Source organism: Mesorhizobium sp. M0659, from assembly GCF_040320605.1.
In the GTDB taxonomy this organism is placed as follows: domain Bacteria; phylum Pseudomonadota; class Alphaproteobacteria; order Rhizobiales; family Rhizobiaceae; genus Mesorhizobium.
On record NZ_JAMYPY010000017.1, the window covers coordinates 113138 to 126897 of the forward strand.

General features: G+C 60.4%; 15 protein-coding genes and 1 pseudogene. 7 read left to right on the forward strand and 9 right to left on the reverse strand.

Annotation, left to right across the window (positions count from 1 at the left end):
* Positions 1 to 15 precede the first annotated feature (15 nt).
* From NKI31_RS24155 to NKI31_RS24165, 3 genes are all read right to left on the reverse strand, one after another.
* Positions 16 to 522: a GNAT family N-acetyltransferase gene (locus NKI31_RS24155; protein ID WP_352652734.1), complete on the reverse strand. Its 507-nt coding sequence runs from the start codon at positions 520 to 522 to the stop codon at positions 16 to 18.
* A 1018-nt stretch (positions 523 to 1540) separates the two neighbouring features.
* Positions 1541 to 2701, reverse strand: coding sequence for a sugar ABC transporter substrate-binding protein (locus NKI31_RS24160; protein ID WP_352652735.1), 1161 nt, complete (start codon positions 2699 to 2701; stop codon positions 1541 to 1543).
* Between the two features lie 99 nt (positions 2702 to 2800).
* Positions 2801 to 4156, reverse strand: coding sequence for a sensor histidine kinase (locus NKI31_RS24165; RefSeq protein WP_352652736.1), 1356 nt, complete (start codon positions 4154 to 4156; stop codon positions 2801 to 2803).
* Positions 4157 to 4456: 300 nt separating this feature from the next.
* Between NKI31_RS24165 and NKI31_RS24170 the strand changes: the two genes are divergently transcribed.
* Positions 4457 to 4543 carry a hypothetical protein gene (locus tag NKI31_RS24170; protein ID WP_352652750.1) on the forward strand — a complete coding sequence of 29 codons (87 nt, stop codon included), beginning with the start codon at positions 4457 to 4459 and terminating at the stop codon, positions 4541 to 4543.
* Positions 4544 to 4995: 452 nt separating this feature from the next.
* On the opposite strand, the gene NKI31_RS24175 is transcribed toward NKI31_RS24170, so the two are convergent.
* The gene (locus tag NKI31_RS24175) at positions 4996 to 5271 is read right to left on the reverse strand and encodes a GlsB/YeaQ/YmgE family stress response membrane protein (protein WP_352652737.1); all 276 of its coding nucleotides are present in this window, start codon (positions 5269 to 5271) and stop codon (positions 4996 to 4998) included.
* A 150-nt stretch (positions 5272 to 5421) separates the two neighbouring features.
* Between NKI31_RS24175 and NKI31_RS24180 the strand changes: the two genes are divergently transcribed.
* The 6 genes and pseudogenes from NKI31_RS24180 (at position 5422) to NKI31_RS24205 (ending at position 8853) form a co-directional block, all read left to right on the forward strand.
* On the forward strand, positions 5422 to 5901 hold the full coding sequence (locus tag NKI31_RS24180; protein WP_352652738.1) for a YciE/YciF ferroxidase family protein: 480 nt from the start codon (positions 5422 to 5424) through the stop codon (positions 5899 to 5901).
* A gap of 146 nt (positions 5902 to 6047) precedes the next feature.
* Positions 6048 to 6280: pseudogene (locus NKI31_RS24185) on the forward strand (GGDEF domain-containing protein); the annotation flags it as partial.
* 20 nt (positions 6281 to 6300) lie between these two features.
* A complete protein-coding gene (locus NKI31_RS24190) occupies positions 6301 to 6501 on the forward strand; it encodes a hypothetical protein (RefSeq protein ID WP_352652739.1) in 201 nt (66 codons plus the stop codon).
* A 13-nt stretch (positions 6502 to 6514) separates the two neighbouring features.
* On the forward strand, positions 6515 to 6808 hold the full coding sequence (locus NKI31_RS24195; RefSeq protein ID WP_352652740.1) for a helix-turn-helix domain-containing protein: 294 nt from the start codon (positions 6515 to 6517) through the stop codon (positions 6806 to 6808).
* Between the two features lie 440 nt (positions 6809 to 7248).
* The gene (locus tag NKI31_RS24200; protein ID WP_352652741.1) at positions 7249 to 7590 is read left to right on the forward strand and encodes a hypothetical protein; all 342 of its coding nucleotides are present in this window, start codon (positions 7249 to 7251) and stop codon (positions 7588 to 7590) included.
* A 522-nt stretch (positions 7591 to 8112) separates the two neighbouring features.
* On the forward strand, positions 8113 to 8853 hold the full coding sequence (locus tag NKI31_RS24205) for a FadR/GntR family transcriptional regulator (RefSeq protein WP_352652742.1): 741 nt from the start codon (positions 8113 to 8115) through the stop codon (positions 8851 to 8853).
* Positions 8854 to 8864: 11 nt separating this feature from the next.
* Here the strand turns inward: NKI31_RS24205 and NKI31_RS24210 are convergent, their stop codons facing one another.
* From NKI31_RS24210 to NKI31_RS24230, 5 genes are all read right to left on the reverse strand, one after another.
* Positions 8865 to 9587 carry an ABC transporter ATP-binding protein gene (locus NKI31_RS24210; RefSeq protein WP_352652743.1) on the reverse strand — a complete coding sequence of 241 codons (723 nt, stop codon included), beginning with the start codon at positions 9585 to 9587 and terminating at the stop codon, positions 8865 to 8867.
* Positions 9584 to 10306, reverse strand: a complete 723-nt coding sequence (locus NKI31_RS24215; RefSeq protein WP_352652744.1) for an ABC transporter ATP-binding protein — start codon at positions 10304 to 10306, stop codon at positions 9584 to 9586. The genes NKI31_RS24210 and NKI31_RS24215 overlap by 4 nt, the downstream gene beginning before the upstream one ends.
* A complete protein-coding gene (locus NKI31_RS24220; RefSeq protein WP_352652745.1) occupies positions 10303 to 11313 on the reverse strand; it encodes a branched-chain amino acid ABC transporter permease in 1011 nt (336 codons plus the stop codon). The genes NKI31_RS24215 and NKI31_RS24220 overlap by 4 nt, the downstream gene beginning before the upstream one ends.
* Positions 11310 to 12182, reverse strand: a complete 873-nt coding sequence (locus NKI31_RS24225; protein ID WP_352652746.1) for a branched-chain amino acid ABC transporter permease — start codon at positions 12180 to 12182, stop codon at positions 11310 to 11312. Before NKI31_RS24225 ends, NKI31_RS24220 begins: the two co-directional genes overlap by 4 nt.
* Before the next feature lie 69 nt (positions 12183 to 12251).
* Positions 12252 to 13457 (reverse strand): ABC transporter substrate-binding protein, encoded by a 1206-nt coding sequence (locus NKI31_RS24230; RefSeq protein ID WP_352652751.1) that lies wholly within the window; start codon positions 13455 to 13457, stop codon positions 12252 to 12254.
* Positions 13458 to 13760 lie beyond the last annotated feature (303 nt).

Below are 13760 nucleotides of genomic sequence, written 5' to 3' on the forward strand. Positions count from 1 at the left end.
CCGGGTCACGCGCTATTATTTTCCTGCTGCGTCCGGTGAACCCGCTCTGGTCATCAAGTAGTCGTGGAATTGGTGTGGACCCATCATTACAGGCTCCAGACGCTCGATCGAAAACCCCTGGGAACGGTAGAAATCGATCGCGGATTGGTTTTTTTCAGCGACAAAGAGCGCTTGCGGATACCCTACGCCGAAGTAGTTGCGAACTGTCTCGATCAGGAGTTTGCCCAATCCCAGCCCTCGGGTTTCAGGCAGAAGATACAGCTTCTTGATCCACAGGGTTCCGCCTTGGACATACGCGGAGGCATAACCTGCGTCCTTCCCGTCTGTCGTAGTGATCCAATAGCTTTGCCGTCGCTCGTGCATGTCCGCGTAGAGACTGGGCATGGAATAGATATCGGCTACGATGCCCGCCGCCAGGTCTGCGCCGATCAGGGGTGTATAGTGGGCCTGCCAGATGACCAGGGCTAGGTCCCGGACCCGATGGAGATCGGTCGGGGCAACCAGTAAAATGTCAATGACCACCTAGACGCCTCCCAAAAGCGACACAAAGCAGAAGTTACTGTTTGAAACAGAATTGGCAAATTCCGTATGGGCCTGCCCCCTAATTCCGAGAGGAACCTTAACCCGGAACCACGCCGATCGAAAGAATTCTCACACATGTCTGCGATTGAGTCGCTCGTGCCGAGAACTCGTAGCAAGCAGTACAGTGACCGGGTCATACTGTGAGATAACCATAACACTTCTCCCATTGGTCGACATGGCCAATGTGGAGATAGTGACGCGGTCGATTGCCGGCTGGCGGGTTGCTGAACGGCCCCGCGGGGACAATAAACAGATGACCGCGAGGAATGTGATGGACAGTGATCTAGCAGCTCTAATCCGGCGAAATGTGGAACCATGGCTTTCCCACCATCGGAAAAGGAAGCGGCCATCTACGCGGAGGTGAGCGCGTTGCCGCGCGTGGTTGTTTACCGGCCGCCCGCAGAGGATCTATTGGCGGCAGGCTTTGTCCACTACGACTGCCACCGCAATTGCCGTGACCAAGCAGCCAATGATTCAAGCGGCAAAAGCAGGCATGTCTCTGGTTGGCTGCCACACGGCGAAGACCTAATCCTTCACTCAATTGCCGTCATAAGCGACCAGTGGATCTGTTTGACGCCGCAGTTAGTCCCAGCGCCGAACAGGTTTGAGTTTATTCCTGACACTCATCTTGAGTGGCGAGACTTAAATGGAGGTTCCACCCGGATAGCATATCGTCACGGAGATGAAGTACCGGAAGCCCTTCGCAGAGACCCGGGCCGTCATATCCGTCTGCGGGACGAATTTGAGGCTCTCGTCGCACGGGGGCATTCGGTGATCGGTGCCAGAGACCTCATTGCAAAAGTTCGCTTCTGGGAGCTTGAGAGGCGCAAAGCTGATCTTCACGACGCGGAACGGCCTTGATTCACCGCAAACGCGTTTCGACGTTGGCCTTCATGTCTAAATTGATGCTGGACCCGGATTAAGAACGATGGATATTGAGAAACACCGCACAATGCGGCTACTTCAGCTCAGACGACCAAGGGAAATTTATATATCGGTCGCGGCTGTCATAGCAGATGTTTCCATACATCTTCAGGTAGGCATCCCGCCGCTTTGCATCGGCATATGCCGATGCTGGGTCCAGCAAATCGGCTTCGTATTGCGCGAGGTTGGCACTTGTCAGGGCTATAGGAAGGATGTCCATCGCCTGCGGGATGCTTTTGCCCTCAAGCCAGTCGGCCGCAAACTGCCCCATGGCATATCCGAAGACGGGCGAGGACAACGAGATGCTCGCCTTATACGGGCTGTTCCCTTTCCTGATTTCAACTACCGCTTCCGGCTCCCCATCAATTCCGCCGAGAAATTGGTCAGGTCGGTCTTTGCCTGCCGCGCGTAACGCTTCCAGCGCGCCCAGCACAACCGCATCTGCTCCGAGCACGACGTCGACATCCGGATTGGCCAGCAGGATAGTTTTCATGGTGGCGGCGCCGCCTTCCTTGGTAACTGGCTTGGGCGCGATATCGGCGATGATCGTCACGCCCGGCATCGCATTCAAGCCGTCTCGCATTGCCGCGAACCGGGGCGCCAGAAACTCCATCGTATCCTGGGTCAGCAGAACCACCTTGGCCTTCCCGCCCAGCCTGGTGTTGATATGGTCGATGGCTGCATCGCTCAGCACCTTGCCGGTTCGATATTGCGGAGCATTGAGCAGCAGCGTTGCCGGTGGAGGTACAATCGTGCCAACAAACGCTCCCGACCAGATCGCCTGCTGAAGAGCAGGACTGAAAGCCACCGGGTCCGAAGAGGTGGCAACCATGGCGCCAACCTTCGCGGCGACCAAAGACTGCACCTGGGCTATCGCTTTCCCCACATCGTTTTCCGCCAAAACTCTTCGATACTCCAAGCCGCGATTCTTTGCTGCCATGGACAGACCATGGTCGACCCCTTGCAGGAAGTCGCGGTCGTTCTCCTGCACGTAGGCAAGCACCCTCGTCAGATCAGCCGGCGCGTTGCAGGAGGGCGCGTTCGGATTGAAGCTGGGAAATACCGTCCGCTGGGTGATTCCCGAAGTGCCCTGCTGGGCTCTAGCGAAAGTACTCCCCCCTATTGGCGCGATCGAAAGCAAAGCTATCGCTGACCAGGTCGGCCATCGGCCGGCAATATTCTTCAGATCAAACACGTTTGCCCCCTCGACATCCACCGCTGGCGGTAGCGATTGTCATGTCAATGCTCGTGGTCCTGTTGCAGTCAGTGTTCCACCTTGTGATAGCGCGGTCTACTAGGCCGCGATGGCGCGCCGTGGCTTTGTCGAAAACACCAGATGAGCGGCGGTGCCAGGCTGGAGATTTCGATAGTCGATCTTGGCGCCCAGACTGATGCACATTGCAATGATGATCCTGCTCCCAACGCCGGTTCCTTTGGCAGGCGCGCCATCCGCCTTCCCAACACCGTCGTCTTCGACCACCAATTCCGCTTGCTCGCCTGCTAGCTTGCTGAGCCGGACCCGGATTTCTCCAACACCATCCGGATAGGCATACTTGAAAGCGTTGGTGACCAGTTCAGTGACCACAACGCCGAGGTTGATACTGGTGTCCGTCTCAAGGTCGATCGGCTCGATGTTGTAAGACAGGCTAATGCCGTGAACCTGGCTGCGCATCGATGTACGCAGGTGGTCGAGCAGCCCAGTCAGATATGCGTCCAGGTCGACCGAGCGAACATCGGACGAGCCATAGAGCCGCCGGTGCACGAGCGAGATCGCAAAGATGCGATCCTGGGTTTCGGCGAGTGCATCTTTGGAGGCGCGATCTCCGACAGCCTTCGACTGCAGATTCACCAGAGACGATACGAGAGCCAGGCTGTTGGCGACCCTGTGATTGACCTCTGACAAGAGCACTTCGGCCCGATCGCGCGCCTTCGCCAGGTCTTCGGTCCGAGTGGCGACACGTTGTTCCAGCTGGCTGTTGAGCGCATTGACCTCGTCGCGTGTATCGCGAAGTTCTCTGGTGTAGCGCGCGGCACCATAGGCGGCTCCGCCAACCACGGCGACGATGACAAGACCGCCGATTGCCGAAACGAGTCGCAGCCACCCGCTGTTGGCGCTTTGTTCGGCTACACCGGAGGTCAATCGGTCATCCGCTCGTCCAATGATGCCCGAAAAGAACACGTTGGCTTCGTCAGTCAAAGCCTTGCCCCTGTTCGTGCGGAATATCGCAAGTATCTCGGCGTCGCGCTGATCTCGTTTGAGAGCGATCGTCTGGTCCATCTCATCGAACTTAGTAGTGCAAATTGCGGACAGCCGTTCAAGTGTCGTCTCGGAATTGGCATAGGATGTCAGCAATGTCTGCAACGCCTCGAGGTGGCGCTGTCCCTGTGCCTTTGCCGTTTGATAAGCACCTAGATATATCTCGTTCCCGGTGATGACAAAGCCGCGCTCACTCGCCTCGGCCGTCTGCATTGCATTTCTCAACTCGACAGCCGCGATACGCGTATCGCGCGCCTCGAGCGCATTATCGAAATAGGATTGAGCGCGCTGCCCCAGCCAGAAATTGGTAGCGACGATTGCCATAAGCGCCGCAAACCCTACCAGCAGGGAGGCGAAGGTGAGTCGGACAATTTTGCGGTTGGAAAATTGCATCCGGGCATTCCTGCCCGATTTCAAGCGGGCGCGCCATCATGTAGCGATAGCTACTTTACCTATTTCATCAAATTCGCCGCGCGCATGATCGTAAGCGCAAATCGCAGCCGCGAAAGTTTCACAAGCGATGAACGCGGCGTTGGATTCTCCGAGAAAACGTCCCCGTGAAAACGTTTTTCGCTACTGCGCCTTTGATTTTCGTCGAATCGAGTGGCGGGACTGGGTCCTATGGCACTCCTCGCTGCCTGAAGGGGCTAAACGATGTAAAGACGGCCTGCGACAGCCGAAGAACTTGGTAAGATGGTGGACCTTTCAGCCACTGCGGTGCAGAGGCGCGTCAAGCGCTTGCGGGATGTGGGTGGTGATCGAGGCCGACATCCGTCGTGAAGCCAAAGGCCATCGGCCGGCCAATCGCCATGCTGGTACGAGAGCTTTACCCGTCAGACGATTGAGCAGAATCGAATCCGAAGCGGCCGCGCCACCCAGGACGGAGAGCGCGGCCCGACCGTTGCCGTCGGTCGGCGGCGGTAAGGCATCCACTTACATCTTTTGCGAGCCCGAAACTGCGGTGCCGGAAATGGCTTCGTCTCCCGCATGCTAGGCAGTCCTGCTTCATACGGTCGTGGGAAGCATCCCAATTCTTAGCTCGATCTTCGACGTAATCTAGGTCCGAACAATCGCAACATCAGATTGCTTCGCCGTCACCTCCACACGTAAGGCAGAACGGTCCGGCGACGCGACCTTCTAGATACCTCGATTTTCCAATGCGAAAGATGACGCGTGATCTAAGCATCACGCGTCTCAGCCACATGTAACTCGTGCACAAGGTTGATTCAGGCTCAGCGCTTAACCATTCGCGCCACGGCAATCAAAATACACGCACCGATGAAGCCGGCGACGAGATAGCCAAGCCAGCCGGCCAGCGATACACCCAGCAGCCCGAGAAGAACGTTGGCGACGATTGCGCCGACAACCCCCAAAATGATGTTCATGAGCACACCCATGTTGCTTTTCATGAACATCTCGGCAAGCCAGCCGGCGACACCGCCAATGACAATCGCTGCTATCCAACCAACACCTGGATTTTCCTTGAACCTCGATTGGTTCGGCGGCAAAACGTACCGAACGCCAATAAAGTTCCGGGGACATCAGGTGTTCAGCATATCCGCTTGTACCGGATATCACGTCGTCCTTCCCAGCCGAAGGAACCATTCGCTTTGCTTGCACTTTCTCCCGAAGCCGCTTCCGGCAAATGGAGTATTATGATGAAGACACTGGCCGATATTTTTGAACACACCCTCCAGGACATCTATTACGCGGAGAACGCGATTACCAAGGCTTTGCCCAAAGTGGCCGCAGCCGCGAACGACGCCAAGCTGAAGAAAGCGGCCGAGGATCACCTCGCAGAGACGAAGGGGCAGATCAAAAAGCTGGAGCAGGTGTTCAAGTCAATCGGCAGGAAGGCCTCTGGCGAGAAGTGCGACGCCATCGAGGGGCTGATCAAGGAAGCCGATGGACTGATGGAGGAAGCCTCAGGTACAGCCCTCGATGCGGGCCTGTTGGCCGCCTGCCAAGCCGTCGAGCACTACGAGATTTCCCGGTACGGCTCTCTAAGGGAATGGGCAAAGGAACTGGGGCATGACGAGGCGCATAAGCTGCTCAGCGAGATCCTCGACGAGGAGAAGGCCACCAACAACAAGCTGACGAACCTTGCGATAACATCGATCAACAGGAGCGCCGATTGATTCCCACAGACAGGCCTTCGGTTTGAACACCGGGGGCCGTTGCGTTCGATGCAGGCCGCAATCATCGGCACGGACGCCAAGTCAGCCACAGATCGATCTTCAGATAATCTGGCAAGCTTTCGTTTTCGCCAGGATGAGGGAGGTCCATCGTTTTGTCAGAGCACGTCGAAGCTGAGGAAGACCCCGCCATATCGGCCGAAGTTGACCGCCTCCTGGCGCGGCGCACGCGCGAAATCCGTCTCACGGGCGAGATCAAGTATCTGTTTCGAGCTCGGGTCTGTGCGCAAACAGCGAAGATCATCCGCCCGTGGATGATCTGGGTGGCTTGCTGACGCTTGCGCTCAACATGATGATGCTTCCAAGGGCGGTCGCGCTAGCATGCTCTTGGGAGATTTGGCAATGTCCATCCACAAAGAAGACTATCGAACGAACAGGGCTGACTACCTGCTAGCGCTGGTTGAGCGGACCAAGCCGAAAGAGAAGACCCTGCGGCGCGACGATCACCGTTCCGCAAAAAAGCCCCTCCGCGTTATCCGAGAGGCCGGCCTGACGCCGTTAGAAATCGCAGAAGGTCAACAGGAACAATTTAGCGATATTTAATGTTCGACTGCCTATGGACAGCCGAACCGAACTCTCAGCAGATCAATCCAGAGCAGCACGAGCCCTACTGAACTGGTCGCGTGTGCGACTTGCGGCAAAGGCCAATCTTAGCGAAATGGTGATCAGCGATCTTGAGAATGGATTCAGGAACCCGCGTCCCCACAACATCGCGGCGGTCCGCAAGGCGTTTGAGGACGCCGGAATCATCTTCACCGTCGAAGGCACTGCATCGCTAACCCACTCTGAAGGTGATAGCGGCCCCGCAACCGACGATAGACAGCGACGCCGCCGAAAGAGAAAGGCATAAGGGGAAAAGCCGCGAAGGCGCCGGCAAGTATCAGATTCCGCCCTTGTGCCAAGATCGCGAAATTCGCTTTCGTAACCAGCCAGCATCATAGGGAAGCCGTCTCCAGTTCGCCTTGCAGGTCGAGCGCCTGCTGGAAGGAGAGGTTTCGAACAGGTTGTGGGTTGCTCCGGCGACGCACGCGGGTCGCAGCCAAGTGGATGGTGTCGACCTTCTGGCCAAGAGCCTCGGCGGCAACCGCCGTCTCGACCCAATCTCCAGAACCCCGATCCTCGAACTCCGTTCGATCTCAGCGACGAGCGCCGCTATTTGCGCGAGTTGCCGTCTGATCGCTGCGAGTTTGCGCACGGTGCTCATGGGCACGTCTCGATCGATGCCGGAACCAAAGTCGTTGAGCAAAGTTTCCTTACCGAAGGGCGTTTTAGGTTTTTGGAGAACTCGAAATGAAGACCATCATCCTTGGCGCATTGGCGCTTTGCTTGGCTGCGCCTGCGGTCGCGTCCGCAGAAGAAGGCATCGTCGTCCAGACCCAGCGACATCACCACCGCCATTATTGGGACGACAACAATAACGACCGGGTGGTCATCTATCGGAGCGGACACCGTCTCCATCGCCGCCATCATGGCGAGCAGGCGTTTTACGACAATGGCGAGCGCGCCTGGCGCCGGCATCATCACCGGTCCAGCGACTTTGTGGTCACCGGATCGATCAACCGTCCGATGCATCACCGCCGTCACGTCGTCATTCAGCAGGACGACAACAGCGATTATGACACCGACTATTGATCGCAGTCTGACGGCCCGGCCTTCGACGAGAGCCGGGCACCGGAGAGAGGAGTTTCGCCGTGACGATGCTGTTTCAACCCTTGGACTTGACGGTCACAGGCGCAGCGAGCTTTACCATGCGGCGCGTGGCTCAGGCGGAAGCGGTCGACGTGGAGGCCCGCCCTGTTGAGCAGCAGCCAGCCCCAAGCGACGTGATAGGCGCTGCGCCGCCTACACGATATCGTGGGCCGGTACGGTCTGAGCCTCCCGACCACAGGCCTCGCGAGTAAAAACTTCAGCGCGCTTATTCCATGCCACCTACGCCTCCGCCCGCTCTTCGCAGCTCACCGATTGCAGCGTCATCGTTAGCCTTGCCGAAGATTGCTATGAGTTTTCGTTACTGTGATGAAAGTTTACGACGACTGATCAGCGATAGCCCGCGCCGGCGGGCTGAACTTTCGTCACCTTGTGGCGGGCACCTGTCGATGCAATCCTTTGCGGGAGAATCGGCCTTTGCCGAAGACTCGGACCGGAGCCCGCGCGATGGCGGAAACGATGCTTTTCGATGCCATACCGCAGGCGCCCAATTTGCGGACCGGGCTCGTCAACACGCTGATCGCGCAGATCGAATCCGGCGATCTTGCGCCGGGCCAGCGGCTGCCGACCGAGCAGGAGATTGTTGCTGCCACAGGCGTCAGCCGCACCGTGGTGCGCGAGGCGCTGGCGGCGCTGCGCGCGCGCGGGCTGATTACCACGCGCCAGGGGCTCGGCGCCTTCGTCGCCAAGGATCCGCCGCCGAAGACGTTTTCCGTGCTGCCCGACGATCTCGAATCGATCGACGAGGTGCTGCGCGTGCTCGAACTGCGCATGGGCATCGAGGTCGAAGCGACCGGCCTCGCCGCCGAACGGCGCAGCGAGGCGGCGCTCCACCAGATGAGCGCGCGGCTCGACGCGCTTGAGGCTGCGGTGCGTGTCGGCGGCTCCGGCTCGGAAGAGGACTTTGGTTTCCACCGCGCCATTCTCGCCGCGACGCAGAACCCGAATTTCACCCGGTTGTTCGACACGTTCGGCAGCGCCATGATCCCGCGCCATTGGACGCGGCTCGACCGGATGACGGAGGCCGAGCGGGAAAAATATCTCGACCGCATGCAGCGCGAGCATCGCGCCATTCTCGGGGCAATCGAAGCCAGGGACGTCAATGCCGCGCGGCGCGCCATGCGCAGCCATCTGACCAAAAGCTATGCCCGCTTCGAGGATCTGCGCGACAAGGCCAGCCACAACTGATTGCTTGCCGCTCACCCGGCGACTGCGCCGAGATAGAGCTCGCGCATCAGCGACATGTCGCGCAATTCGGCGATCGGCCCGGAGACGACGATGCGGCCGTTCTGCATGAGATAGCCGCGCGAGGCGACGGCGAGCGCCAGGCCGGCATTCTGCTCGACCAGCAGCACTGAGGCGCCGAAGCGCGCGCCGATATCCAGAATGATCGCCTTGATCTCCTTGACTAGCAGCGGCGACAGGCCAAGCGACGGTTCATCCAGCAACAGCACGCGCGGCCGCGTCATCAGCCCGCGCGCGATCGCCAGCATCTGCTGCTGGCCGCCGCTCAGCGAGCCGCCTCTGTCGCGCCGCTTGGTGGCGAGGATCGGGAAGAAGGCCAGCATGGTTTGGAAATCGGCCTCGACGGCGGCCTCGTCGCGGCGCGCATAGGCGCCAAGCCGCAAATTCTCCTCGACCGTCATGTCGACGAAGATTTTTCTCCCTTCCGGCACCAGGACGACGCCGCGCCGGGCCATGACATCGGCGGCAAGCCCGGTCACCTCGGCGCCGTCGAAAGCGATGCTGCCCGCGCGAGGTCTGATCAGCCCGGCGATGGCCTTCAGTAGCGTCGATTTGCCGGCGCCGTTGGGGCCGAGGACGGTGACGATCTCGCCTTCAGCCAATGTCAGCGAGACGCCGCAGTTGACGATGGTCGGCCCGTAGCCGGTGACGACATCGGAGACGGCGAGCAGGCTCACAGATCGCCTCCGAGATAGACTTCCAGCACCTTGGGATCGGCAAGCACGGCTTCAGTCGGCCCATCGGCGATCTTGGAGCCAAAATCGAGCACGGCAAGGCGCCGGCACAGCATCTGCATCAGCTTCATGTCGTGGTCGATGACGCATACCGTGATGCCATGACCGGGAAGCTGGCGGACAAGCCCGACCAGGGCCGTGGTTTCGCGGTCGTTGAGCCCGGCGGCGGGCTCGTCGAGCAAGAGCAGCGATGGCCGCGTGGCGAGCGCCAGCGCGAGGCCGAGCAGGCGCAGGCTGCCGAAGGGCAGGACGCCGGCTTTTTCGCCGCCGAGCGCGCTTAAGCCGACGAAATCGAGCAGGGCCTGCGGTGTCAGCCAGGGGTTGGCGCCCGCCCTCGCCCGCACGTGCTCGCCGGCGATCTGGACATTCTCCAGCACGCCAAGCCCGGCAAAGGCCATGGCCTGCTGGAAGGTGTAGCCGATGCCGGCCCGCGATATGGCATGCGGCTTGAGACCGGTGATGACTTGTCCGCGAAACGCGACGCTGCCGCCGCTCGGCTTGTGGACGCCGGTGACGACATTGAACAGGGTCGTCTTGCCCGAGCCGTTCGGACCGACGACACCGAGAATTTCGCCCTCTTCGATGGCGAGGTCGACGCCGGCCAGTGCCGTCACGCCGCCGAACTGTTTTCTTAGGCCGTTGATTGCCAGCATAGGGCTCATCGCCGCGCCTCCGCTGCGTCGCGCCCTTCCGTCTGCTGCTTCGGCTTGCCCGAAAAAGCCGCGCGGAGCGCTCGGCCGAGGCCGCCGATCAGCCCCTCGGGCAAAAGCATGATCACCGCGATCAGGCAGACGCCGTAGACGATGCGCGACTGGACCGGATCGAGATTGAGTACCTCCGGCAGGAAGGCGACGAGAATGCCGCCGGCGAGCGGGCCCTCGATCAGCCTGGCACCGCCGATCATCACCATCAGGGCCAGGTAGATGCTGGGGAAGGACGCGAATTGCGAGGGCGAGATGTGGCCGAGGAAATAGGCCAGCAGCACGCCGGAGATGCCGGCAAAGATGCCGCTGACGACGAAGGCGCCGATCTTGTGGCGGCCGACATCGATGCCAAGCGAGGCGGCCAGTTTTTCGTTCTCCCGGATGGCACGCAGGGTGCGGCCATAGGAGGAGTGGATGATCCCCCAGCTCGCCACCGCCGCGACAGTCACGAAGGCAACGACCATCTGATAGTAGCGCGTCAGGTCGGTCATATCGGCGCCGAGCAGGGTGACCGGACCGGCGATATCGAGTCCAGTCGCGGCGCCAGTATAGTCGCCGCCATTGGTGAGCACGATGGCCAGCAATTGCCCGAAGGCGAAGGTCATGATGACGAAGTGATGGCCGCCGACGCGCAGCGAGGGAATGCCGACGATCATGGCGAAGACAGCACTCGCAACGGCTGCCGCCGGCAGCGCTGCCCAGAAGCCGACGCCAAAGTCCCGCGCGAGGATCGCCGCCGCGTAGGCGCCGACGCCGACCAGTGCGGCATGGCCCATGGACAGGATGCCGGTCTGGCCGAACAGCACCGAAAGGCCGTAAAGGGCGATGACGTTGATGCCGGCCGATATCGCCAGCGACAGGAAGCGGTTGCTCGGCGAAAACAGCGGCACGGCCGCGATCAGCGCCAGGATGACCAGCACCAGCAAAAGGGAGCGCAACGGCTTGAGAGTGGAGCCGGCATTCATGACGCCATCCGGGGTCCGCTGGTGCCGCCGAACAGGCCGTGCGGTCGCACGATCAGCACCAGGATCATCAGGGCGAAGGAATAGGCGTCGGTCCATTGCGAGAAGCCGTAGCCGGCGCTGAAGCCTTCGACGATGCCGAGGATGAGACCGGCGGCGACGGCACCGTAGATGTTGCCGAGCCCGCCGATCAACGCGACGGCAAAGCCTTTCATCACCATGGTGCCGCCGGTGAACGGCGTGATCGGAAACAGGGCGATCAGCAGGGCGCCGCCAAGGCCAGCCAACGCGCTGCCGAGCACGAACACGCCGGTGATGTAGCGGCGCACCGGAATGCCCATCAGGGCCGCCGTGTCGCGATCCTCGACGCTGGCTCGCAAGGCGCGGCCATAGCGGCTGGCGGTGATCATACGGAAGCTCAGCGCCACCACGGCAATGGTGATCAGAATAACCATGACGCGCACGGATGCGATGCGCACGCCGCCGACCTCCCACACCGTGGTCAGCGGGCGCGGAATGCTCTTCTGGTTGGGGTTCCAGAACAGCACGACGACATGCTGCAAGACCACGATGAGGCCAAGCGAGACGATGAAGCCGTTGGTCGGCCGCTCCAGCGTGAAGCGGAAAAGGCCGCGCTCGAGGATGTAGCCCATCAGCCCGACCGCCAGGATCGCCAGCACCACCGCCAGGGGGAAGCCGAGGCCGGTGCTGACGGCGAGCCAGGTGACGATGCCGCCGATCATCAGGAACTCGCCATGGGCGAAGTTGATGATGCCGGTCAGGCCGAAGATCAGGGTCACGCCGATGGCGATGAGCGTGATGACGCTGGCGATGGAAAGGCCGTTGAGGATTTGCTGGATGAAAATATCCACGGCGATCGAGACCTGTCTTCCAAGAAAAGGAGTTGGCGGCGGATGACACCGCCAACTGAGGGATGAGGCTTAGCTCTTCGGCGCTTCGGCCGGGGGCTGCTGCATGGCGCAGGAGATGTCCCCGCCGGGTGCCGCGGCGCAGACCTCGGTGGCGTGGGTGACCTGATGCGTCGGATTGAACGTCAGATCATCCGAGACCACGCCCTGGTAGTGGAGGCTCAGCAGCGCCTCGACCGTCTTGTCGGGATCAAAGCTATCGGCCCTCTGCCAGGCCTCGACGAGGAAGTGCACATAGTCATGGTAGAGCAGCGACACCGACGAGGTCACGCCATGCGGCGCGCCGGCGGCGAAATAGGCGTCGAAATATGCCTTGGCTTTCGGATTGGACGACTCGCCCCAACACACCGGGACGCAGCTCATCGCCACCGGCACGTCGGCCGAAAGCTGCTTTTCCTTCCAGATGCCGGGGTCGACGCCGAACAGGAAATAGCTTTTCGCGGCACCGAGTTCAAGCGCCTGTGGCAGCGCCGTCAGCGTTGAATCGCCATTGTACCAGAAGTGGATGATATCCGGATTGAGGCTCTTGGCCCGCGTCAGGAACGGCGAGAAATCCGTCGTGTCAGGCGGATAGAAGATGATGTCCGGCACATCCTGGCCTTCGGCCTTTAGCGCCTTGTAGTAGTAGGATGACAGGAACTGGCCGGTGGCATCGTTGCCGACGATCATCACCGACTTCTTCGGCTTGAAACCGAGCAGTGGTTCGAGCAAGGACAGAACACCACGGGCGGTCGACCCCGAACGCTGGAATTCTTGCGGTTCGGATTGGAAAAGATAGTGGTCCTCGCCGCCCGGCTTGACGCTATCGGGGTTGAGGATTTTCGCCAGCGTCGAATTGCCGGCGAAATGGATGACCTTGGCCGGCTGCGTGATCTTGGCCATGGCCAAAGTGAAGTCATGCGTTTCCGAGCCGAAGATCGCCTGCACCTTGACATCGCGCACCAGCTCCTGGGTGGCGGCGATTGCGGTCGCGATGTCGGTGCGGTCGTCGCGCTTGACCATTTCAAGCTTGTAGGTCTTGCCGCCGACTTTGAAGCCGCCGGCATCATTGATCTGCTTAACGGCCAGGCCGACGCCCGCCGGCAAGGTATGGCCGGCGGAGACGAACGAGCCCGATTCCGCCGCGACGACGCCGATCTTGACGATGTTGTCCTCGGCCAATGCAGGATGAGCAAGCGCGCCAAGGCACAAGGCCGCCGAGGCGGCCAGTTTAAGCACGGTTTTCAATTTGAGATCCTCCCGACTCCAAACCATTGCAGTCTTACCGGGTTGTCATACAACCCGGTAATCTGGTAAATCTTACGGAAAGGGATGTCAATCGCGTTGCCATGCGGTATGAGGCTCCCCGAAAAAACGGAATCGTGCAGCCGGCATTGCCGGCGAAGCCGCAGTCAGGAACAGCGAGATGCAGTCACGGAAATTTGGTCGTACCGGCAGATCAGTCAGCGAGATCGGCTTCGGCGCCTGGGCGATCGGCGCCGCCTGGGGCGAGGTCAATGACGACGATGCGGTCGCCGCCCT